General features: G+C 71.6%; 17 protein-coding genes, 1 tRNA gene and 1 pseudogene. 12 read left to right on the forward strand and 7 right to left on the reverse strand.

Translation table 11 applies throughout. The features are described from left to right. Positions 1-11: 11 nt before the first annotated feature. A complete protein-coding gene (locus tag Air01nite_RS26825) occupies positions 12-653 on the reverse strand; it encodes an excalibur calcium-binding domain-containing protein (RefSeq protein ID WP_239090991.1) in 642 nt (213 codons plus the stop codon). Positions 654-841: 188 nt separating this feature from the next. Here Air01nite_RS26825 and Air01nite_RS26830 point away from each other — a divergent pair, with 188 nt between their 5' ends. After that, the gene (locus tag Air01nite_RS26830; RefSeq protein ID WP_203706092.1) at positions 842-1,576 is read left to right on the forward strand and encodes an SDR family oxidoreductase; all 735 of its coding nucleotides are present in this window, start codon (positions 842-844) and stop codon (positions 1,574-1,576) included. A 16-nt stretch (positions 1,577-1,592) separates the two neighbouring features. Here the strand turns inward: Air01nite_RS26830 and Air01nite_RS26835 are convergent, their stop codons facing one another. Further along, the gene (locus Air01nite_RS26835) at positions 1,593-5,468 is read right to left on the reverse strand and encodes a trypsin-like peptidase domain-containing protein (RefSeq protein WP_203706093.1); all 3,876 of its coding nucleotides are present in this window, start codon (positions 5,466-5,468) and stop codon (positions 1,593-1,595) included. Positions 5,469-5,696: 228 nt separating this feature from the next. Between Air01nite_RS26835 and Air01nite_RS26840 the strand changes: the two genes are divergently transcribed. Further along, positions 5,697-6,305: a hypothetical protein gene (locus tag Air01nite_RS26840; RefSeq protein ID WP_203706094.1), complete on the forward strand. Its 609-nt coding sequence runs from the start codon at positions 5,697-5,699 to the stop codon at positions 6,303-6,305. A gap of 9 nt (positions 6,306-6,314) precedes the next feature. After that, positions 6,315-9,536, forward strand: coding sequence for an ATP-binding protein (locus Air01nite_RS26845; protein ID WP_203706095.1), 3,222 nt, complete (start codon positions 6,315-6,317; stop codon positions 9,534-9,536). Between the two features lie 572 nt (positions 9,537-10,108). On the opposite strand, the gene Air01nite_RS26850 is transcribed toward Air01nite_RS26845, so the two are convergent. Beyond that, positions 10,109-10,480, reverse strand: a complete 372-nt coding sequence (locus Air01nite_RS26850; protein ID WP_203706096.1) for a hypothetical protein — start codon at positions 10,478-10,480, stop codon at positions 10,109-10,111. A 97-nt stretch (positions 10,481-10,577) separates the two neighbouring features. Between Air01nite_RS26850 and Air01nite_RS26855 the strand changes: the two genes are divergently transcribed. Together Air01nite_RS26855 and Air01nite_RS41325 are read left to right on the forward strand one after the other, a co-directional pair. After that, positions 10,578-10,651: transfer RNA gene (locus Air01nite_RS26855), tRNA-Ile, on the forward strand. A gap of 106 nt (positions 10,652-10,757) precedes the next feature. Next, complete coding sequence (locus Air01nite_RS41325) at positions 10,758-10,976, forward strand: hypothetical protein (protein WP_239090992.1); 219 nt, start codon at positions 10,758-10,760, stop codon at positions 10,974-10,976. 291 nt (positions 10,977-11,267) lie between these two features. Here the strand turns inward: Air01nite_RS41325 and Air01nite_RS41985 are convergent. From Air01nite_RS41985 to Air01nite_RS26875, 3 genes and pseudogenes are all read right to left on the reverse strand, one after another. After that, positions 11,268-12,266 (reverse strand): annotated as a pseudogene (locus Air01nite_RS41985) (recombinase family protein); the annotation flags it as partial. A 291-nt stretch (positions 12,267-12,557) separates the two neighbouring features. After that, positions 12,558-12,935, reverse strand: a complete 378-nt coding sequence (locus Air01nite_RS26870) for a hypothetical protein (RefSeq protein ID WP_203706097.1) — start codon at positions 12,933-12,935, stop codon at positions 12,558-12,560. Next, a complete protein-coding gene (locus Air01nite_RS26875; protein ID WP_203706098.1) occupies positions 12,932-13,645 on the reverse strand; it encodes a hypothetical protein in 714 nt (237 codons plus the stop codon). Before Air01nite_RS26875 ends, Air01nite_RS26870 begins: the two co-directional genes overlap by 4 nt. 437 nt (positions 13,646-14,082) lie before the next feature. On the opposite strand from Air01nite_RS26875, the gene Air01nite_RS26880 reads away from it, so the two are divergent. Beyond that, positions 14,083-14,937, forward strand: coding sequence for a hypothetical protein (locus Air01nite_RS26880; RefSeq protein ID WP_203706099.1), 855 nt, complete (start codon positions 14,083-14,085; stop codon positions 14,935-14,937). Positions 14,938-14,997: 60 nt separating this feature from the next. On the opposite strand, the gene Air01nite_RS26885 is transcribed toward Air01nite_RS26880, so the two are convergent. Further along, the gene (locus Air01nite_RS26885) at positions 14,998-15,339 is read right to left on the reverse strand and encodes a hypothetical protein (protein WP_203706100.1); all 342 of its coding nucleotides are present in this window, start codon (positions 15,337-15,339) and stop codon (positions 14,998-15,000) included. A 749-nt stretch (positions 15,340-16,088) separates the two neighbouring features. Here Air01nite_RS26885 and Air01nite_RS26890 point away from each other — a divergent pair. From Air01nite_RS26890 to Air01nite_RS26915, 6 genes are all read left to right on the forward strand, one after another. After that, a complete protein-coding gene (locus tag Air01nite_RS26890) occupies positions 16,089-16,901 on the forward strand; it encodes a sigma-70 RNA polymerase sigma factor region 4 domain-containing protein (RefSeq protein WP_203706101.1) in 813 nt (270 codons plus the stop codon). A gap of 225 nt (positions 16,902-17,126) precedes the next feature. Then, positions 17,127-17,465, forward strand: a complete 339-nt coding sequence (locus Air01nite_RS26895) for a pilin (RefSeq protein WP_203706102.1) — start codon at positions 17,127-17,129, stop codon at positions 17,463-17,465. 2 nt (positions 17,466-17,467) lie between these two features. Then, positions 17,468-18,730 carry a TrbL/VirB6 family protein gene (locus Air01nite_RS26900; RefSeq protein WP_344387255.1) on the forward strand — a complete coding sequence of 421 codons (1,263 nt, stop codon included), beginning with the start codon at positions 17,468-17,470 and terminating at the stop codon, positions 18,728-18,730. Further along, positions 18,727-18,939, forward strand: a complete 213-nt coding sequence (locus Air01nite_RS26905; protein WP_203706104.1) for a hypothetical protein — start codon at positions 18,727-18,729, stop codon at positions 18,937-18,939. Before Air01nite_RS26900 ends, Air01nite_RS26905 begins: the two co-directional genes overlap by 4 nt. Further along, on the forward strand, positions 18,929-19,840 hold the full coding sequence (locus tag Air01nite_RS26910; protein ID WP_203706105.1) for a PrgI family protein: 912 nt from the start codon (positions 18,929-18,931) through the stop codon (positions 19,838-19,840). Before Air01nite_RS26905 ends, Air01nite_RS26910 begins: the two co-directional genes overlap by 11 nt. A 116-nt stretch (positions 19,841-19,956) precedes the next feature. Further along, positions 19,957-21,642 carry a VirB4 family type IV secretion system protein gene (locus tag Air01nite_RS26915; protein WP_203706123.1) on the forward strand — a complete coding sequence of 562 codons (1,686 nt, stop codon included), beginning with the start codon at positions 19,957-19,959 and terminating at the stop codon, positions 21,640-21,642. The last annotated feature ends 85 nt before the right edge of the window (positions 21,643-21,727 follow it).

The following is a 21,727-nucleotide window of genomic DNA, read 5'->3' on the forward strand; positions in this document are numbered from 1 at the left end:
TCCCTTCGACCCTATTCGCAGACCTTCCCGTCGTTGTCCGCATCGCGATACCAGTCGTACTCGGGCTCGCCGCGCGTGTACGGGCCGTAGCCGTTCGCCTTGGCCTCCTTGCACGTGCCGAACCTCGGATCGGTGGCCCTGCTGACCTTGGGTTTCGGCGGCGGGTTGGGTGCGTCGCCGCCGTTGGCCCGGGTCGCGCTCTCGCAGGCGACGCCGTCGCGGTCGGCGTCCAGGGCGGTGCGGTAGCCCGGCTGGCCGCGGCGCAGGGGTGCCTTGCCGGCGGCCCTTACCGCGGCGCAGTTGGCGTAGCTGACCGGCTTCGGCGCGGCCTGGGTAGCGGCCTTGCTCGGGGCAGTGGTCGCGGCGACGGCCGAGGTCGGGGTCGGAGTCGGGTTCGGCCGCACGGTCGTCGGGACGGCTGTCGCCGGTGCGGGCGCGGCGTGCGGGCCGTCGGCGGCGGACGCCGGGCCGGCCGGCTCGACCAGGGCCGTCCTGCGCCCGGCCGACTGCTCGGGGCCGGGCAGCAGTGCCACGAACCCGGCCGCGCCACCGCAGCAGAGCAGCAGCGCCGCACCCAGCAGCACGCCGACCCGGCGCCGCGGGGAGAGCCGCGCGAACCAGTTCGGTGCCGCGGGCTGGGGAGGGTAGGACATCGCGCCAGTCTTCCGGCGCGCCGTCGAGATCGGCATTGGTCAACCCGATCGACCACTCTGGCGACCGGGCGTTTGACACCGCCGACCATCCCGTGGACGGGACCGCTCGGCGGACTCACCGGCTGACAGCCGGTGGCGCACCTCACGGTGCGGGGTCGGTTCGCCGATTTCTGGTAGACAATTCGCTTATGGGGGATGTTCTGGTCACCGGGGGAACCGGAAATCTCGGGCGGGTGGTGTGCGAGAAGCTGCGGGAGGCGGGGCACGAGGTGCGGGTGCTCAGCCGGCGCCCGCAGCCGGGTCATTCGGTCCGCGGCGACCTGCGCACCGGCGAGGGCGTGCCGGCCGCGGTGGAAGGGGTCGACACGATCCTCCACCTGGCCACCGCGCCGCGCGGCGACGCCGAGGCGTGCTCGCGGCTGATCGCCGCCACACAGCCGCGAGGTCCGCACATGATCTTCACCTCGATCGTCGGCGTGGACCGGATCCCGCTCGCGTACTACGCCGCCAAGGCCGAGTGCGAGCGGTTGATCGAGACGTCCGGGCTGCCGTACACGATCCAGCGGGCGACCCAGTTCCACAGCCTGATCATGCGGGTGTTCCACGCGCAGCGACGGCTGCCGCTGATGTTCGCGCCGACCTGCGACTTCCAGCCGGTCGACGTGCACGACGTCGCGGACCGCCTGGTCCAGCACGTCGACGCCGGGCCGCGGGAACGGGTGCCGGACATCGGCGGCCCGGAGATCCGTTCGGGACACTCGCTGGCGAAGGCCTACCTCGGCGCGGCCCGCCGGCGCCGCCGCGTGGTCAACCTCGCCCTGCCGGGCCGGGTCTTCTCCAGCTTCCGCGCGGGCGCCAACCTGGCCCCGGACCAGGCCAACGGCGGCGTCACCTTCGAGGAGTTCCTGGCCGAGCGCTTTTAGGGTCTGTGTCGAAACCCTAAACCGCCAGACCCAGCAAACCGCGGTCAAGACCGACGACCAGGATCCCCGCCGTGTACGCACAGGACAGTGCGCGGTGGTGCACGGGGATCGCGCGTACGCGCCGGCCCGTCACCGGGTCCCAGATCCGCACCGTCCGGTCCAGGCTCGCCGAGGCGACCAGCTCGCGGCCGCCGCCAACGGGCACCGCGCACACGCCCGTCACCGCGGCCGTGTGCCCGCCGAGCACGTGGTGCGGCCGGCCGTCCGCCGGGTGCCAGAGCCGGACCGTGCCGTCCGCGCCGCCCGAGACCAGCAGCTGCCGGTCGTCGATGCGGACCGTGCCGAGCGCGTCGACCGCGTCCGTGTGCGCGAGCTGCTGCCAGCGCGTACCCCCGTCGAGGTCCCAGAGTCGGACCGTGCCGTCCTTGTCGCCCGAGGCGAGCAGCTCCCGGCCGCCGAGCCGCACCGTGGTCAGCGCGGTCACCCAGCTGCGATGGCCGAGCAGCACGCCGTAGGCCGAACCGTCGTGCGGGTTCCAGAGCCGCACCGTGGCGTCGTCGGCTCCGGTGGCGAGCAGCAGCAGACCGCCGGCCGCGACCGGACAGACCGCGTTGACCCGCTCGTGGTGGTCTGCCAGCTCGAAACCGGCCGAGCCGTCCCGCAGGTCGTAGAGCCGCACCACGTGGTCGTCGCCGGCGACGGCCAGCAGCGGCCGGTCGGCGTCCGGCACCGCGCAGACCGCGGCGACGGCGCCGTCCCGCACGGGCAGCTCGGCCAGCCGCGCCCCGCCGGCCGCGTCCCAGATCCGCACGACGCCGTCGGTGCCGGTCGACGCCACCGCGGTGCCGCCGCGCCAGGGCACGGCCCGCACGTCAACCACCGGGCCCGGCCGGCCGCCGTCGAGCACCGACTCGGGCTGCCGGGTGACCGGGTCCCAGAGTCGCACCGTGCCGTCGTCGCCGGCGGTGGCGAGCAGGTCGCGGTCGCGCACCCGCAGCGCGCAGACGGCCCGGATCCAGCTCACGTCGCCACGCAGGCTCGGCCGCGCCGTGCCGCCGCGGGCCTCCCACAGATGCAGCACACCGCTCTCGTCGGTGGCGGTGAGCAGCACCGTGCCGTCGACCTCGACCGTGCACAGGTCGGTCAGCGGCCCGGCCCCCGGGTCGATCGCGCCGAGCGGGGCGCCGCTGAGCGGGTTCCAGAGCCGGACGACACCGTCGTAGCCGGCCGACGCGAGCGCCACGCCGCCGCCGGCGCGCACCGCGCAGAGCGTGGTCGCCCAGCCGTCGTGCGCGACGACCGCGCCGGTGCACGCGCCGGTCACCGGGTCGAACAGCGCGATCACGCCGTCGAAGCCGGTCGCCGCGACCAGGCCGTGCTCGCCGACCGGCAGGTGGGTGACCGCGGTGACCCAGCCGCCGAAGCCCGTCAGGGTGTGCGCGAGCGTCCCGTCCGCAGGGTTCCAGATCCGGACGGTGCGGTCGTCGCCGGCCGAGGCCAGCAGCGTCGGGCCGCCGGGAACCGGCACCGCGCAGAGGTTGCGGACCCAGTCGGAATGACCGGCCAGGGTACGCAGGCGCGCGCCCGTGCCGGCGTCCCAGACGCCGATCGTGCCGTCGTCGCCGGCGGTGGCGAGCAGCGTGCCACCCTCGGCCGGCACCGCCCAGAGCCCCCGGATGCCGCCCGGGTCGCCGGCCAGCACCCGCTCGACCCGGCCGGTCAGCGGGTCCCAGAGCCGGACGGTGCCGTCCGCGCCCGCGGAGGCGAGGAAGTCGCGGCCGGCCATCGGCACCGCGCACACGTCGTACACCGCGTCGGAATGTCCTTCGAGGACGGTCCGCTCCAGCCGGGGCGGGGTGTGCGCCCAGCGGGCCCGGTAGGCGGCCTCCTCGGCCTGCGGAGCGGCGCCCAGCCGGTCGATCCGGTCGACGACCGAGAACAGCGCCGCCCGCTCGGCCGGCAGCGCGTGGGTCGCCCGCGGCGTCCGGCGCAGCAGCGCGACCCGGGCCTGGCCCTCCCTGGTCTCGGGCTCCCCGGCGGCGGCCAGCAGGGCGGTGAGGTCGGTGTTGAGCACGTACGCGTCGTCGTTGAGCAGCGTGTCGACCAGCCCGGCGCGGATGCCGTGCCGGGGCAGGGCGCGCAACAGGTAGTCCGGTGCGGTGGCCCAGCCGGTGGCGTGCCCGTAGCGGATCCAGGAATAGAGCAGGTCGCGCTCGTCGTCGGCCCGGCTTGGCCGCACCGCCAGCAGGGCGTCGGCGAGCGCGCGGTGGCGCAGCCGGTGCACGCCCGGCGGCCCGGAGTCGACCAGGAAGCCGGTGCCTTCGGCGAAGGCGGCCAGGTCGTCGTCGGTCACCCGGCCACCGAGCGCCTCGATCGCCACCCGCCACAGCGGCAGCGGCAGACCCGGCGGCTCGGCGAACGCGAGCGCGGTCAGCGCCAGCCGCGCCGAGGTGGCGCCGGCGGGGGAGACGCCGAGGAGGTACGCCTCGAGCGCCTCGGCCACGGTCGCCGTGGAGGCCACCCGATGCGGGTCGACGGCCTCGGCGTCGTTGCGCCCGTGCGCGCCGGCGACCAGGCCCGCGACGAGGAAGTTGCCGCCGGCCAGGGTGGCGATCCGGCGGGCGACCGGTTCGGCGCGGGCGGGGTCGGCGTACGGGTTGTCGCCGCGCCCGGCAGCCTCCCGGCTCAGCGTCGCCAGCGCGTGCCCGGCCAGGTCGGAGATGTTGACGTGCTCCGCCGCGTCGAGGTCGACGACGTGCGCCTGGTCGCCGAACGCGGAGAGCAGGTCCGACCCGGTGCCGGCGACGACCCGCACACCGAGCAGCTCGCCCTGCCGGGCCAGCGGCACAAGCACGGTCTCGATCACCTCGCGGGGCCGTACCGCCTCGTCGAGCGCGTCGACCACGAGGTTGAACCGGGCCGGCCGGGTCGCGAGCCGCTCGCGCAGGTGGGGCAGCAGGTCGCCGGGCGCGGTCGGCAGCGCGGCCGAGGCGGCGACGGCGATCTCGGTGGCCACCGCCAGGGCGTCCTTCCCGCCCGCGTGCACCGCGCAGGCGACGCTGCCGGGCGCGGCGGGGTCGCCGGAGTCGAGCGTTTGCGCCGCGCTGGTCACGACCCGGCCCAGCACGCCTGACTTGCCGACGCCGGGGGAGCCGGTGACGACGAGCAGGCGGCCGTCGGGGCCGGCCCGGTCGAGCCAGTCACCGATGACGCGCAGCACCGCCGCCCGGCCGCGGAAGGCCTGGTCGTCGCGGGTCCAGCCCCACGCGGTCTGGGCCGGCCCGCCCGCCGCGTCGAGCCGCCAGTCGGCCAGCGCGCCGAGCTTCAGCTCCGGCAGGGCGTCGGTGAGCCCCGCGGCGCGGCCGTCGCCGCCGGAGTGCCCGGTGGCGGCCGCCTGTGCGACCAGCCCGATCACGGCCTCGTAGTCGGGGGACCACAGGGGCGCGCCCGCGTAGCCGGGTGCCAGCCCGTCGCCGACCAGCCTGACCTGGCCGGTGTCGAGCGGGTCGCCAAGGGTGCCGTGCGCCGGCCGGCCGGCCGGGTCGTGGTCCGGGAAGCCGAACGACCACCACGGTCGACCCGCCAGCTTGGCCAGCGGCGCGAGCCGCACCCGGGCGGGCCGCACGGGGTCGGGTGCCGGCTCGTCGAGCGCGAGCAGGGCGACGTCGGGGTCGCTGCCCTGGACCACCTGGCGGACCCGCCCACGCCGGGAACCCGCCGCCGGGAAGGCGACCCAGATCTCGTCGAGCGCCCGGGAGGCCGGGCGGACCACCGGCGCGCAGGTCAGCACGCGGTGTCGGGCGACGACCACGCCGGCGCCGACCGGCGTCGGGCTGTCCGCCGACGAGTGGATCGCCACGACCCACGGGAAGCTCGGCGGCGCGAACCTCATGGGCCCTCTCCTCGGGGGTTTTCGCTATGGTGCCCGCCCGCGCCGCCCGCGGGCAACATCGGCTCGTCCGAACGGCCGCCGCGGCGGGGCTTTCGGGCAGGCCGAATGGAGATCCACACACGACAGTGGTGTCGGATATCGGAAATCCGGTGGACGACCTTGCTTGTACGTCGGACGGCTCGGCAGAATCGGCCATCGCCCGCCCTTTCCCGCCAGAGGAGCATCGGCATGCCCGACGACGTCACCTTCGCCATGCGCTGCATGCTGATCGTGCTGATGGCCGAGGCCCGGGAGGTGCCCAACGCCCGGCTCGCCGAGCGCGGGCTGGCGCTGAAGAAGGACTACCGGGAACGCCTGGTCCGCCGGGGTTGGATCACGACCCGGCAGGTCGGCCGAGGGGTCAGCCTCGAGCTGACGGAGGCGGGGTGGGCCGAGGCGATCGCGCAGTTGGGCGCGTCACCGCCGAAGGGTGCCGGCGCGGGCGGTGCGGCACTTTACACAGTGCTGAATCGGCTGCAGGGCTTCCTGGACCGGGCCGACCTGGCCGCGTCCGACTTCTTCGCGCCGGCCGAACAGCCGGACCTCGACGCCTGGGTTCGCAAGGCGTACGCGGAGATCGCGATGCGGCCCGGTGAGCTGGTGTCGCTCGCGGCGCTGCGCCCGCGACTGGCCGGCGCGGACCGGTCCGATGTCGACGTCGCCCTCGTCGTGCTGAGCAGCGCCCCCGACGTGCGGATCGTCCCGGAGTCCAACCAGAAGACGTTGACGGCGGCGCAGCGCGACGCGGCCGTCCGCATCGGCAACCAGGACAGGCATCTGATCGCCATCGGCGTCTGAGTGGGTGACATGGACGAGGTCGAGCGGCGGGCGCTGAAGGCACTCCGGTTCAACTGGGCACCGACGCCCGACGACGTCTGGCGGCAGCCGACCTTCCACGTCGAGGGGCTGCACCAGGACGCGCTGCGGGTGATCCTCGACAGCTTCGAGGAGGCGCAGCACACCAGCGACTCGAGCCCGGTCGGCGTCGCGCTGCTCGGCCAGCGGGGGAGTGGCAAGACCCACCTGCTCGGCTCGGTACGCGCGCACACCCAGGCCGCCGGCGGCTACTTCTTCCTGGTCAGCCTGCTGGACGCCAGCGCGTTCTGGCGCAGCGTCGCGCAGAGTGTGCTCGATGGCCTCAACCGGGAGACGGCCGAGCAGGACAGTCAGCTACGCACGTTCCTGCGCCGCCTGGCCGACCTGGTCGGCGCGCCACGCGCGGTCCGCCGGGCGGTCACCGGCGAGTCCGAGCTGACCAGGCCGATCCTGGACGCGTTCGTCGACCTGCTGCGCAAGCACAACCGGCAGGTCGGCGTCGACTGCCAGGACACCGCCCGGGCACTCGTGCTGGAAGCCGCGGAGAAGACCAGCGACCAGGACGTGGGCCACGAGTTCCTGTGTGCCAACGACGAGCTCGAGCCGGGCGAGCGGGCGGCGTGGGGGATGCGCCGGGCGCGGCGGTCCGCACAGGAGATCGTCCGGGACGTCTCGCGCCTGCTGGCGCTGACCGGGCCGACCGTGATCGCGGTGGACCAGATCGACCTGCTGATCAACCAGGCGGCCAAGTCGCTCGACGGCGAGACCCGGCTCGAGTGGCGGGCGGCGCTGCTGCTGGAGCAGATCGCGGGCGGCCTGATGTCGCTGCGCGAGACCACCCGGCGCACGCTGTCGGTGGTCGCCTGCCTCGACGAGTCGTGGCACCTGGTCAAGACCCAGGCCACCGACACGGTCCAGGACCGCTTCCGGGAAGCGGTGCAGCTGCGCCAGATCGGCAGCGCCGAGCTGGGCCGGGAGCTGATCGCCCGCCGCTTCGCGGCACCGTTCGCCGACCAGGGCTTCACCCCGCCGCACCCGACGTGGCCGGTGCGGCCGTCCGCGTTCGCGGAGGCGGTCCAGTTCACGCCGCGCGAACTGCTGCGGACGATCGACACCCACGTCCGTGCGTGCCTGCGCGCCGACACCGTCTCGGAGATGCACCGGTTGGTGCACACCAACTCGGCCGGGCCGGCCCCGGAGGCGGCGGAGCGGCCGGCCGACGGTGAGCTGGCGGCTCTCGACGCGCGGTACGCGGCGTTGCGCGCCGAGGCGGACCCGGCGCCGGCCCTGGACGCGGCGACCGAGGACACGGTCGTGCCCGCCCTGCTGGAGGCGGGCCTCACGGCCTGGATCGCCTCGCGAGACGGCTCGCTCTACGGTCTGGACCCTCATCCGGGGACCAAACCCGCGCTGCACGGGCGGCTGCGGCGCAGCCTCGACGAGCGCACGGAGGACGAGGAACACTGGGCGTTCCGGGCGATCGGGTCCCGGCATCCCGTCGCGGCCCTCAACAGGATCCGCAACGCCAGCACGGCCGCCGGCCTCACGGAGGGCGTCGCCAAACGCAAGCTGTTCTTCCTGCGCAACGAGCCCTGGTCCGGCGGCGCCCGCACCACCGAGGTGGTCGAGACGTTCGCGCGGGCCGGCGGGCAGACGCTGCCGTTCCCGGAGAGCGACGTGGCCGCGCTGGTCGCGTTGCGAGAGCTGATCCGGGAGCGGGGGTACGAGACCCTGCGACCGTGGTTCGTCGCCCGCCGTCCGACGGACGAGATCACGTTCCTGGTGGCGGCGCTGTCCGGGGCCGACGCACCGGTCGGTGAGGCGAGTGTGCCGGCGCCGGACGGCCCGCCTGATCCGGTGCCGCCGCACGTCCCCGCTGAGGTGGCCGCGGCTGACGCAGGTGGCGCGGTTGTCCGCGTGCTCCGGCCCGCTCCGGCGGCCGAGGGGGAGCGTGCTGAGGGCGTACCACGGCCGGGGTTCGATCCTGGGTCCGTGACCCTTGGCGTTTCGGTCCATGATGGACAGCCGGTCGACGTCGGGTTGGCCGCGTTGCGGCGGCATGCGGCGATCTTCGCGGGTTCCGGGTCCGGGAAGACCGTGCTGATCCGGCGGCTGGTGGAGGAATGCGCGCTGCGCGGCGTGTCCTCGATCGTGCTGGACCCCAACAACGACCTGGCGCGGCTCGGTGACCCGTGGCCCGAGCCGCCGGCACACTGGGACCAGGCCGAGTCGGCGCGGGCGGCCGCGTACCACCGTGGCACCGATGTCGTCGTCTGGACGCCGCGGCGATCGGCCGGGCGGCCGTTGAGCTTCCGGCCGCTGCCCGATCTCGCGTCGGTGGCCGACGACGAGGACGCGTTCGCCGCCGGTGTCGACGCCGCGGTGGCCTCGCTCGCGCCGCGGGCCAACGTCGACGGCGGCACCGCCAAGGCCCGCATCGGCAACGCGGTGCTGCGGGAGGCGCTCACCGCGTACGCCCGGGAAGGCGGCGGCGACCTGCGCGAGTTCGTGGCCTATCTGACCCGGCTGCCCCGCCGGGCCAGCCAGCTCGACAACGCCCCCAAGATCGCCAACGACATCGCCCAACTGCTGCGGGCGACGATGGTCAGCGACCCGCTGTTCGGCGGCGAGGGCGAGCCGCTCGACCCGGGCGAGCTGTTCCGGCCGGCACCGGGCCACCGGGCGCGGGTCTCGGTGATCAGCTTCGTCGGCCTGCCCGACGACGGGCAGCGGCAGAGCTTCGTCAACCAGTTGCAGCTCGCGCTGTTCGCCTGGATCAAGCAGAACCCCGCCGGCGACCGACCGCTCGGCGGCCTGTTCGTGATGGACGAGGCCCAGACCTTGGCACCGTCGGGCGCGATGACCGCGTGCACGCAGAGCACGCTGGCGCTGGCGTCGCAGGCGCGCAAGTACGGGCTGGGCCTGGTGTTCGCGACGCAGGCGCCGAAGGGCCTGCACAACCGGATACCCGGCAACGCCGCGACGCAGCTGTTCGGCCTGCTCAACAGCCCGACCCAGATCGCCGCGGCGAAGGAGATGGCGCGGGCGAAGGGCAGCGACATCCCGGACGTGGCGCGGCTGCGGCCGGGCCATTTCTACGCGGCCGTGGACGGCGCGGAGTTCGGCAAGCTGCGGGCGCCGCTGTGCCTGAGCCACCACCCGTCGAGCCCACTCACCGCCGAAGAGGTCCTGGACCGCGCCCGGCGCGATTAAATTCATTGCCGGGCGCCATTTCTGGATCTACATTTATTCAGGTAACCGGAAACCATCGACCAACCAACGGACAGGACGACACCATGCTGCGGCCCGCCGACAAACGTGGCGCTGACGCGAGTGGACGACTGCTGTGCCGGGTGTTGCTTCGGATAGGCTGCTGAACAGCTAAAACGCCGCCTGTCCCGACGCCCGGGGCAGGCGGCTTTCGCGTTTCCGCTCACGTTTCCCGACCCCGCGCACGCCTTTCATCAGGCGAGGCGCTATTCGCCATGCTCATTTTCTTTTCTTCCGCGAGGGGAGGCGTCTTTCCCATGCCCATGTTCTTCCGGACGACGCGTCCCGGCTGGCCCGACGGCCCGCAGTCTTTCGGGGCCGCGCAACCATTCCCTGCCTAGGCGCGGGTGTCACGCACCCGCGCCTTGGCACGGCCGACCCGGCTGCCGCGTTTGTCAGGGGGCGGAGGTCGGTCGGCGCCATCTAGGCGGCGCTTCTGTGCCGCTGGCGGTCCCCCTCGAAGAGCACGGCGAGGCCGGAGGCGAGCCGGCCCTGCCGGCGTATGAGTTCGTCTGTCATCGGACCAGCCTGGCGTGCCACAGCCACCGCCACCGCGGCCCTTGAGCGACGATCGCGGCGACGACGAGCACGGCGACAGCGACCGCGACCCACCGGTTCCAGGCGAACGCGGCGGCGACGACCGCGGTCACGAACTGCAGCAAGGTGAGCAGGATGGTCCCGAGCCCGGACACAGGCACGATCACATTGGCCTTGTCACCCGGCGTGGCGAACACGGTGGGCAACCCGACCAACACCACCACGGCAGCGACGGCCACCCATGGCGACCAGCCCCACAAGGCCCACGGCGCGGCCACCCACGCGACGATCTCGACCGCGAACCGCAGCACCGCACCCACCGCGGGATCAGGCGCTTTTCGATCAACCATGCCCCCAACCCTCGCACGCGCCCGGCGGGTCGCACGCGCCTGCGGTGGTCGCAACAGCCACCGCCGGGATACGATCCCGGCGCCGGTCCGCCGGCACGGGGCCGTAGCTCAGCCGGTTAGAGCAGGGGACTCATAATCCCTCGGTCGCGGGTTCGAGCCCCGCCGGCCCCACCGTGGGTCTACGCTCGCGAACCGCCTGCGAGCTGGGCGAGTGCGCCCCGGCCGGAGATCCGGCCGGGGCGCTTTCTTTGTTTGGGGCGCCGATGGTGTCGAGAGAATGGGCGATGTCGACCCGGAAGGTGGGTGTGGCGGTCGACGTCGCAGTGTTGATCTCGATCTTGTCGAGGGCGAGTTCGCAGAGGGCCTTGCGCTGGGCGACGTGTCCCATGGTGATGATCTTGGTGATGTTCGTGTTGATGCTCGCCAGCTCAGCCTTGGTGATCTTATCGGGAGTGTTGTCGAGCTCAAACTGGAGTTGGTCGCGGTTGTGACGTAGGTCCGTTAGTTCGTCGGACAGCTTCTTGATTCGCCGCTCGATCACGTCCCGGCTGATGGCCCCCTCCTCGTAGTCCGTCATGTATCGGTCGATGGCCTTTTCTTTCTGAGTCATCTTCGAACGGATGGCCGCAAGCTCGGCTTCGAGCTTGGAGCGGACCGCCTCGTGGTGGTCTTGGGCGCCACGGACGGCCTCCATCATCATGTCGGTGTTGTTGATGTAGAAGTCGCTGAGAGCGTCCAGGACGATGGCGTCGAACCTGTCGGCGTCGATGCGAGGCGCGGGGCAGCGGTCGGTGCCGTAGCGGTTACGGGTCCAGCAGGTGTAGTAGCGGTAGGCGCGGCTACGGCCATGGGCGACGGTGCCGAGGTATGTGCGCCCGCACAGCGGGCAGCGGATCTTGCCGGTGAGGTGGTACTCCGAGGCGGCGCCGGCTGCGGTGGCGGGGTTTTCGCCGCGCTCGATGAGCAAGCGCTGGGCCAGGTCGAACGTCTCGCGGTCGACGATGCCGGGGTGGGCGTTCTCGACTTCGACGTCGCGGAACAGAACGGTACCTATATATACGGGGTTGCTGAGGATGTCGGCGATCGTCTTGAAGCTGTAGAGGGCTCCGCTGCGTCGCCGCATGCCGCGTTCGTTGATCTTTTTGGCCACCATGCGGCAGCCGACGCGGTCCTGGGTGTAGATGCGGAAGATCTCTTGGATGGTCGGCATCTCCGCTTCGACCGGCACGAGGTGCTGCGTGTCGGGGTCGGTGAGGTAGCCCTCCGGTGCGACGCCGAGTGTCCACTGGCCTTTGCCGGCTTTGCGTTCCATGCCGTTGACGACCCGGTCGATGATCATCTCGCGTTCGAACTCGGCGAAGACACCGAGCATCTGCACGAGCATCCGCCCGGCGGGAGTGGAGGTGTCGAACGGCTCGGTCGCGGAGCGGAAGACCACTGCGGCGTCGTCGAGCTCTTCGAGCAGGGCGCTGAGATCACGGATGCGGCGGGTGAACCGGTCAACTCGGTACACGAGCAGCACGTCATACAGCCCAGCGCGGGCGGCCATGAGCGCTCGATTGAGGTTCGGGCGGTCGATCTTGGCGCCGGAGGCGTCGTCGGAGTATTCCTGCACGAGCGTCCAGCCGTCTTGGGACTTGATATAGGACTTCAGCTTCGAGGTCTGAGCTTCGATGGTGAAGGGCTGATTTTCCTCGTCGGTGGAGCGCCGGGTGTAGATAGCGACCCTGACGGCGCTGGTGGGCAGCGCTGGGGTGGCCCGAGTCGGACGTCGGCGTCGTGGCATGACGGCTCCTTCGCTTCGGGTGGGGTTTACCTGCGGCGCAGGCGACGGTGCGGGGTTGTGGTGCGGGCTGGGGCGAAGACGGCGATGGGTTGCCAGCCGAGGGATTCGGCGACGGCGCGGACGCGTTCGGCCTGCTCCTGTATCGACTCGTCGCTGGTGAGCCCGGCGTCGGCGACGCGCATGTAGGTGGCGACGCGGAGGCGTCCGCGGGTGGGGCGGCGGTGTTGCATGACGTTTCTCCTTGGGTCGGGGGCCGCCGGGCGGAGAGCCCGGCGGCCCGTGAAAATCGAGTCAGTCAGCTGACGGCTCGGTCGGCGGAAGCGCGGCACCGCGGACCTGGCGGAGATGGTCCAAGATCATCGCCGTGAGGAGAGCGACGGCATCTCTGCGCTGTTCGGGGGTCATCGGTGTGGTGTCGGGCCGGGTCAGCGTGAGGTGCACCAGCTGGTTGTTGCCGGGCGTCCAGTCGGTTCGCTGCAGCGGCGCGGGATCTGGCGGCGCGGCAGCGTAACTTGACTCATTTGGCGACGAGTTCGGCCTGTCGGCTGTGTCGTCACGCGACAGGTCTCTGTCGCGATGGCCTGACGTTGTGTCGTTGGCGACACGGCGCGACGGCTTGTCCTGACGCCCGGCGGCGAGATCACTGTCGCGGCGGGCGGGAGGCGTCATGGCCGCCGGCCGGGGTGGCCGAAGATCACTAAGGTCGTGCTGGTAGTCGGTCGCATGGCGTCGGCGTGGCTGTGGTGGTCTGGCGCGGTGCCGGAGGTGGTCGTGTAGGTGAAGGTGTCGCGGCCGTCGATGGCGGGCAGCGGCACGATGTCGTGCAGATGGTGGAGCCCGGCGGCTTGCGCGGCGGTCAACAGGAACTGTTCGTGCTCGGCGTACGGGGTGCCGGGCTGTCCAGTGGCCGCGGCGGTGACGGCGACGATGGCGCTACCGTCCGTCGCGAGGTGCTGCTGGCAGGCGCTGAGCAGGTTGTTCGCGTCCTGGCTGGGATCGGCGGCCGGCCGGGGCCAGCGCAGCACGATGAGTGTGGTGGCCTGGGGTGACTCAGGCGAAGTGGGCAGCTCAGCGAGGTCGGTGACGGCAAGGTAGCGGCGGCCGGCGGTCTCGGCGGCGTCGCGCAGGGCGTCATCGGCGTCGAGGTCGACGATGGTGCCGTGGACGTCGCTGTAGATCGCGACGAGGAGGTGCGCCAGCCGCGGCGTCAGCGGGCTGTCGCTGATGCCGCAGTCTCCTGTCGCGTCCGTGTCGTCGGAGGTGGTACGCCAGACGATGACCGGCGCCGGCTTGTGTTTGTCGTCAGGAGCGGCGACGCGCTTCGGCGCCGCGGCCGGATCGGTGGACGTGGTAGGCAGGGTGCGGTCGTGGGCAGCCATAGGCGGGTTGCCCCCATGCCGACGAGCCGTGTTCGCACTTCACTAAGGCGTCGCGGGAGTCGTCTACGCGGCGTTGAGGCCGCCACCCGCAGTCAACAGCTACCCAACAGATCAGCCTGGCGTAGTGGTTCGCCCAACAGCTGGACCGCTGTTGGGCGGGCAACCACCCAACAGCAAAATGCCGCGGCAGGCGGCAACCCAACAGACCGGTCGCGTCGGCGTCGGTCTACCCAACAGCTCCGGGGCACCGCCCAACAGCCACCGTGTCGGTCTGTTGGGTAGAGGCGACACGGTGGGCTCCGACCGCGGTGGTCCGCGGGCGCCCGGGCGGCGGGATTTGTGAGAGCCCGGGCCACTGTTGGTGCGAGAGGTCGGCCCGCGTCCAACGGGAACATAACCTTGGCCGTCTGATGGCCCGGGACCGTAACGTGTGGCCGGTGACTGTGACCTACCGTCCCCACCGGCGGCGCGATGAGCTGCTGATGCATCAGGTTCACGCTGCCCACCACGTTCTCGCACGTCGTGGCGGCCCGGCCTGTCCAGGAGCGTTTCCGCAGCTCAAAGCCATCACGAGGTTCATCTGCCCGTGTTGCGGCCAGGTGGTCGACGCTGACCAAGCCAGTGAGGATCACGCACCGATCCAGGCGGGCACGTTCACGATGGGCCCGGCTACGACCACGGTGTTGACCTGCGCGCCGTGCAATAACCTGCCTGGCCGTAGCTATGAGGCCGCGGCCGGCCACAACGACAAGGCTCCGGAACTCGACCTCGACCTGCCCGGAATGAACAGCGCGGTGTATGGCCGGCGCCGGGTCCAGACGCACCGCACGCTGCGACTTTTCCTCGTACGCGAAGAGACGCCGTTCGTGCGTACCGATTTCAAAGCCGGGTTCCTGCTGGCCTTCGCGGCGCTCGGCTACGAGTGGGCGTTGTCGCCTGGCGCCCGCCTGATCGCGCCCTCGCTGCATCCGGACGCGCCAGAGCCGGCACCAGCGCACGCGTATCTGATGCGCAGCACGATCGATTCGCCGCTACAAGGTGAGAATGTGGTGATGGAGGTGGCCGACCCGCAGGCCTGCGTCATTGTGCGGGCCGCGACCGGCCTGTCCGTCGTCCTGCCCGCCGCCGGGCGAACCAGCGTGCCCACTGTGCAGGGGGATCTCCGCGCGAGGTTCTACCCCTGGCCGTCGACCGGCTCGCCGGGCAGTACCGGCGGCCACGTCGACCGCGAGCATCGCGCCGGGCACCTGTTCCACTTGGATTTCTGCGACGCGCCCGATCACGTTGGTTGAGCGGACGCCGCACACTCGCAGGTCACGAGCCTGGGCGGACGACGAGGCACCCGGGCCGCCTCACTGCGAACCGTTGCGGCGGCGGTTCGCCATCCGCGCATAGAGCTCGCCGATAACCTCTGCTCCGGCGGCGTCTAGTTGAGCCCGGCGCCGCCGATACACGAGCCAGCCGACCAGCGCGACGCCGAGCGTCAGCAGCGCAAGGACAGCGATGGCACCGACTGCGTACCAGGTCAACCCGATCAGCCAGCCGGGACCGTCGTCGGCCTGGATGTTCAGGAAGGCGAGCACTCCCGCCGCACAGAACGCGACGAACAGGCCAACCGCGCCGTGAATGGCCAGCTGAGCCAGCCGGTGCCGAATGTGGGCGGTGTGGTCGTGTCGATACACCCGGGCGGACATGCCGTTCATTGTGCAGTGACTCAGTCCGGGCTGTCAGCCTTCCTGTTCGCGTCGCCCGGTCGCCGTGCACGGATCGACCGGCGACGGGCTGCCCCGCACCTCCCTGCGTCGGCCGCGGCTCGTCGTGTTGGGTACGGCCGCCTGCGCCTGGCCCGGCGCTACCCAACAGCGGCTCCGCTGTTGGGTAGCTAACACAACACGGCGATGGGCTACCGACCGTAGTCCACCCAACAACCCAAAGCTGTTGGGTGCGCTCACCCAACACCAACAGCATCGAGTGCTGGCCCTCGTCCAACGCCGGGGTCTCCGCCCAACAGTCACAGACGCACGCTCCGGGATGTTGCCACACGCCGCGCATCGCCGGTCGCCGCCGGCTTCCACGCATACGCCCCCAGGGCCGTCCTAGCTCGTCAAGATCCGTCGTGGTCGAGTTCTATCCGTATGCCCGCATCCCGAACGGATCACCGAGCCGAGCGTCCGCATCGCCGCTGCGGGTCGCCGGATCCACGGGCATTCCGTGAGGTCATCGGCCAACACGGCCCAACAGCATGCTGACCTCGGCTGTTGGACGGCAGTTGCCGGCGGCACCTCGCGCGGCCGGTCATGCCGTGCTGGCGTTGGGTGGCCGTGACCACGGCCAACACCACCGCGGCGGGGTCGACGTATCCGGCCAGTGTTGGGCTGACCTGCCTGAATAGCGGTCCGCGCGCCGAATTCCGTCGGCGCACCGCCCACTCGGGAGCTCCGCAGTGACTACCTCTTCCTGGCCATCGACACCGCTGGACGCGGCGGAGAAGGCATTCACCATGCTGTCCGAGGCGCCGACCCACGTGCCGTTCGACGCACGCGGCTTCGAGGGACTGCCCGACCGCATCATTCCCCTCGACGAGCTGCGCACAGCGCTGCTCGTGGCCGGCACCGGCCATCAGGTGCGCGATGCGGTCTGGCGGGAACTCGTCGTCCGCGCCCGCCGCGACGGCCCGGCCTGGCGCGTCGCCGCGGTCGGGATGGCCATGCCGGGGCTGCGCCGGCAAGCCGGACTGCTGGCCGCGGGCTGGCACGGCGACACACACGACCTCGACGCCGAACTGCTGGTCGGGTTCATGGAGCGCTTGGCGACCGTCGACCTCGGCGAGCCGCGGGTCTGCGGCCGGCTCATCGATGCCGGCGTCCGCGCCGCCCGGAAAATCCGCGACGCCGAGTCCGACACCATGCTGATCCGCAGCGGCGAGCCCGGCTCGGTACTTCCGATCCGGCCGTGGGATCACCCCGATCTCGTGTTGGCCCGAGCCGTGGCAACCGCGGTCATCGACCGCGAAGAGGCCCGGCTCATCGCCGCTACCCGGCTGGACGACTACACCCTCGTCCGAGTCGCTGCCGAGCTCGGCATCTCACCGCAGACCGCATCGGATTGGCGGGCTCGGGCAGAAAAGCGTCTGCAGCGTGCGATTGGCGACGGCGAACTGTCTTTCGTGCCGCTGCGCCCGCGGCGTCAGCGACCCAACAGCAGCCTTCACTCTTCCCGTGTTGGGTCGCTGTTGGCTACGCGAACCGCGGCGTAGGCCGCGTTGGCCACCCAACAAAAGGCCTTGGTGGGCAAGACATCGAACCGCAGGGCGGTCGGTGTCCGCGCCCCGGGGATCGTCGCGGCGCCGGCCTGACCGGGCCGTGTTCGCACCCGATCCCGTAACGGCCGGAAGGAGCCAAGCTCCCACGGCCCCGCCCGATCCCCGGTGGCGCACCTCAATCCCAGCGATCGCCCCGAGAAGGGGCGGGAGGTGCCCACCATGTTGCGACGCAACATTTCCCGTCTGCTCGTCATCACCACGGCCACCGCCTCGGCGGTGGCCGTGGCTGTTCCGGCCTACGCGGCCGAGCCGCAGATCCTGGCGGCCAACGACCTGCCCACGATCATCACCAACATCACCACCTGGATCGTCGGCCTGCTCATCGGTGTCGCGACCCTGTTCCTCACCATCGGCGGTCTGCGCTACCTCGCGGCGGGCGGGGACCCGACCGAGGTAGAGAAGGCCAAGTCCGCGTTCAAGTCGGCCCTGATCGGCTACGCCCTCGCAGTCCTCGCGCCCGTCCTGCTCGCCATCGTGAAGGGCTGGATCGGGGGCTAACCATGGGGTGGGTCACCGGCGAGCTGATCGAAACCATCGTCAAGTGGTGCGCCGAGATGATCGTCGGCGGCCTCAACATCCTCTGGAACCTGCTGGCAGCAACGGTGTTCGTCTCCCCGGACGTGACCGTTCTGCCACAGGTCCAGGCCGTTTCCAACACATCACTGGCCATCGTCAACACCGTCTACGTCCTGGCGATCCTGTGGATGGCCATCCTCGTTATGGGCCGCGACACCATCCAAAGCCGCTACGGCCCGGGCGAGCTGATCCCGCGGCTGGTCATCGGTCTAATCGGCGCCAACCTTGCCATGCCGCTGTGCGCTCAACTCATCGGTCTGGCCAACGCTCTGACCAGCGCATTGACCTCCCAGGACATCACCTCGCCCAACTCGATGCAGCAGATGCGCACCGTCGTCACCGGTTCACTGGCCAACCAGACCGGCAGCGACCCGGGCGGTTTCCTACTGGTCCTGCTCGGCCTGGTCATCGCCATCTTGGTCGGCATGCTCGTCGTGCAGTGGATCATCCGATTGGGACTGCTCATCGTGGCCGTCGGTGTCGCGCCGATCGCGCTGGCGCTGCACGGAACCCCGCAGACCGAGCCCGCCGCGAAGCTGTGGTGGCGCACGATACTCGGCACGCTGGGCACCGTCGTCATCCAGGCGGTCGCCCTGCACACCACCCTGACCGTGTTCCTCAGCCCACAAGCCAATCTGCCCGCGCTGGGCATGCCCGGCGACCCCGGCGTGGTCATGAATCTGTTGATCGTGCTGTGCCTGCTGTGGGCCATCCTCCGAGTGCCGAGCATGATGCGCCGCTACGTCACCAAGTCCTCGCCCAGCCAGGCCGGAACGATCCTGCGCGTCGTACTCATCCAGCAGTTGACCCGCGGACTGAGCCGCGTCGCCAGCGGCGGTCGTGCGGCTGCCGGCGCCGGTGCGGCCCGCCGCGGCTCCGGCGGGTCGGGCGGCGTACGCGGCGGCGGTGACCCGCCGTGGCCGACAACCACACCCCGCGGCGGCGGTTCCCGCCCGATTTCCCGCTCCATGTCGGCCACGCCCGCGAGCAAGTCGACGCCCACGCCACCCCGGGTGCCGTCGCGTCCACCGACCGGCGCCGGCCCCGGCGTGGTCGGCACCGCCTACCCGACCGGCCGGCCGGTCAAGCCCTACACCGCCGACGAACTCGCCGAAGGCGTCGACGTCTATACCCGCCGACTCAAGAGCCGCGGCGCAACCCCAGCAACCGGAAGGAACCGTCCATGAACCGCGACATCGTTGCACCCGCACCCGCACCCGCACCCGCACCCGCGGACACCGACATCGATCCCGACCGCGCGATCGTCGCGGTCGCCTGGCCCACCGGCCGCCCGATCTACGCCTACACCGCCGAGGAGATCGCCGACGGCGTCGACGTCTACACCCGCCGGCTGAAGGCCGCCGCCGCCGAGGCGGGTGCGGCAGATGCGCGCTGACACCGAAGCCGCACCGCGCGCCCGAATTCCCGCCGACGTCGACCAACCCGACAAGATCATCTATGGGTTGACCGCCCGCCAGCTGGCGATCGTGGCGGTCGCCGTAGCGATCGCCTACGGCCTGTTCAAGATTCTGGGCCCGCTGCTGCCACAGCCGATCCTGATCGCCATCATGGTGCCGCTGGGCGGCGCGGCGATCGTGCTCGCGCTGGGTCGCCGCGACGGGCTGGCCCTGGACCTCTGGCTGCTCTCGGCAATCCGCCAGTCACGTGCACCCAAGCATCATGCCGCCGCTGCCGCCGAGCCGGTGCCGGCGTGGGCACCGGGACCGGGCATGGCGGTGCCCCAGCTACGGCTACCCGCCCGGGCCGTCTCCGAAGCCGGCGTCATCGACACCGGCGAGCAGGCCGTGGCTCTCGTGGCAGCCAGCACCGTCAACCTGGCCCTGCGCTCCGGCGATGAGCAGATGGCGCTGATCGGCGCCTACGGGCGGTGGCTCAACGGGCTCTCCGGCCCGGTGCAATTGGTCATCTCCGCGCAACGGGTGGACCTATCCAGCCACGCGCAGCGGGTCGCCGACCTAGCCGCGACCATCGGCAACGCGGCGCTGGCCGACGCCGCGTACGACTACGCCGAGTTCCTCGACCAGCTGGCCGAACATCGCGACCCGCTGTGGCGCACCGTCACGATCGCGGTCACGGCCAAGGCCGACAAGGGCCGCGACACCGAAGTCCTGCGCCGGGCCGATCACGCCGCCACCGCACTGGCCGCTTTGGGCGCGCAGACCGCCGTGCTGGACGGGCCCACTGCCACCGCAGTGCTCACCTGCGCCACCGATCCGTACGCCCCGGTCGACGTCACCTGGCCCCGGTCGCGCCCAGGCGCGCCGGTGACCGGATAAGGAGAGCTGACGTGAACCTGTTGTCCCGAAAACGAAAAATCAAGATCGAGAACACTGAGAGCCCGGCCGAACAGGCCGGGCTCTCGTCCGTTCTGGGCCCGGCCGGCGTGCTGAACATGCCGCGCTACCTACAGGTCGGCGACGGCTACGCCGCCGTGTTGATCGTGACCGGCTACCCCGCCGAAGTCGGGGCGGCCTGGCTCGACCCGCTGCTGGGCTGGCCCGGCCGCCTCGACGTCGTGGTCTATGTCGACCCGCTCACCCCGCAGGTGGCCGCAGCCCGGCTGCGCAAGCAGCGCGCCCGGCTGGAGTCCAACCGGCGCAGCGACACCGAGAAAGGGCGGCTGCTCGATCCCGCGGCCGAAGCCGCCGCCGATGACGCCGCCGAACTGGCCGACCGGATCGCCCGCGGGCACTCCAAGCTGTTCCGCTGCGGGCTCTACCTGTGCGTGCACGCCACGACGGTCGAGGAGCTGCAGGAGTCCATCGCCCACGTGCGGGCCGTTGCCGCCTCGGTGCTCCTGGACACCCAACCGGCAACCTGGCGGCAGCTGCAGGGATGGATCTCCACTCTCCCGCTGGCCACCGACAACCTCGGCATGCGGCGGGTCATGGACACCGAAGCCATCGCCACCATGTTCCCGCTCGCGTCGCCTGACCTGCCCGCCCCGCTGCCCGGCGAGCCGGCCCCGGCCGGCGGCATGCTCTACGGCCTCAACCCCGATTCGGCCGGAATCGTTTGGTGGGACCGGTGGAACCAGCACAACGCCAACAGCATCGTGCTGGCCCGCAGCGGGGCCGGCAAGTCGTACTTCGTCAAACTGGAGGTGCTCAGGTCGCTGGCTGACGGCGTGCACGTCTCGGTCATCGACCCGGACAACGAGTACCACCGGCTGGCCGGTGCCGTCGGCGGCACGACAATCCACCTCGGCGCCGGCGGCGTCCGCCTCAACCCGCTCGACATCCCGCCCGGCGACCGCCGCGACGACGCGCTGACCCGCCGGGCGCTTTTCCTGCACACCCTCATCGCCGTGCTCCTGGGCGAGCAACCCCCACCGGCCGAACGCGCCGCGCTCGACAAGGCGATCATCGCCGCGTACGCCACCGCCGGGATCTCCAACGATCCCGACACCTGGCAACGGCAGGCACCGCTGCTGCGCGACGTATCAACGGCGCTCGCGGCCGACGGCAGCGACGCCGCCCTCAACCTCGCCGCCCGGCTGACGCCCTGGGTCTCGGGCAGCTTCAAGGAGCTCTTCGACGGTCCAACCACGACCGTCCCCCACGGGCAGCTCGTCGTGTGGTCGACCCGGCAGCTCGCTGACGAGCTGCGGGCACCCGGGATGCTACTGGCTCTCGACGCGATCTGGCGCGTGGTCGACGTGCCGCTGGCCACCACCGGGCAACCGCCCCGCCGACTGGTCATCGTCGACGAGGCATGGGTGCTGCTCAAAGACGGCGAGGGCGCCAAGTTCCTCTACCGACTGAGCAAGAGCGCCCGCAAACGCCGGGCCGGCGTCGCCGTCATCACCCAGGACGTCGGCGACCTGCTCGGCTCTGACCTCGGGCAGGCGGTCATCGCCAACGCCGCCACCCAGATCCTGCTGCGCCAGGCGGCCCAGTCGGTCGACGCCGTCGCCGACAGCTTCGGCCTGACCGCCGGCGAGGCCCGGCTGCTGCTGGCAGCCCGACGCGGCGAAGGCCTGCTGATCTCAGGCACCCACCGGGTCAGCTTCCAAGCGGTCGCCTCCAAGAAAGAACACAGGCTGTGCATCGGAGACCTCGAAGTCGACGACGAGTAGAGCCACCCACCTGATCTCACCACCCCAGGGCTGGTCCCGGCACCTCCACGCGAGGTGCCCGGGGCCAGCCCTTTTCGCGTTTCCG

It is taken from the genome of Asanoa iriomotensis, assembly GCF_016862515.1.
Taxonomy (GTDB): Bacteria; Actinomycetota; Actinomycetes; order Mycobacteriales; family Micromonosporaceae; genus Asanoa; species Asanoa iriomotensis.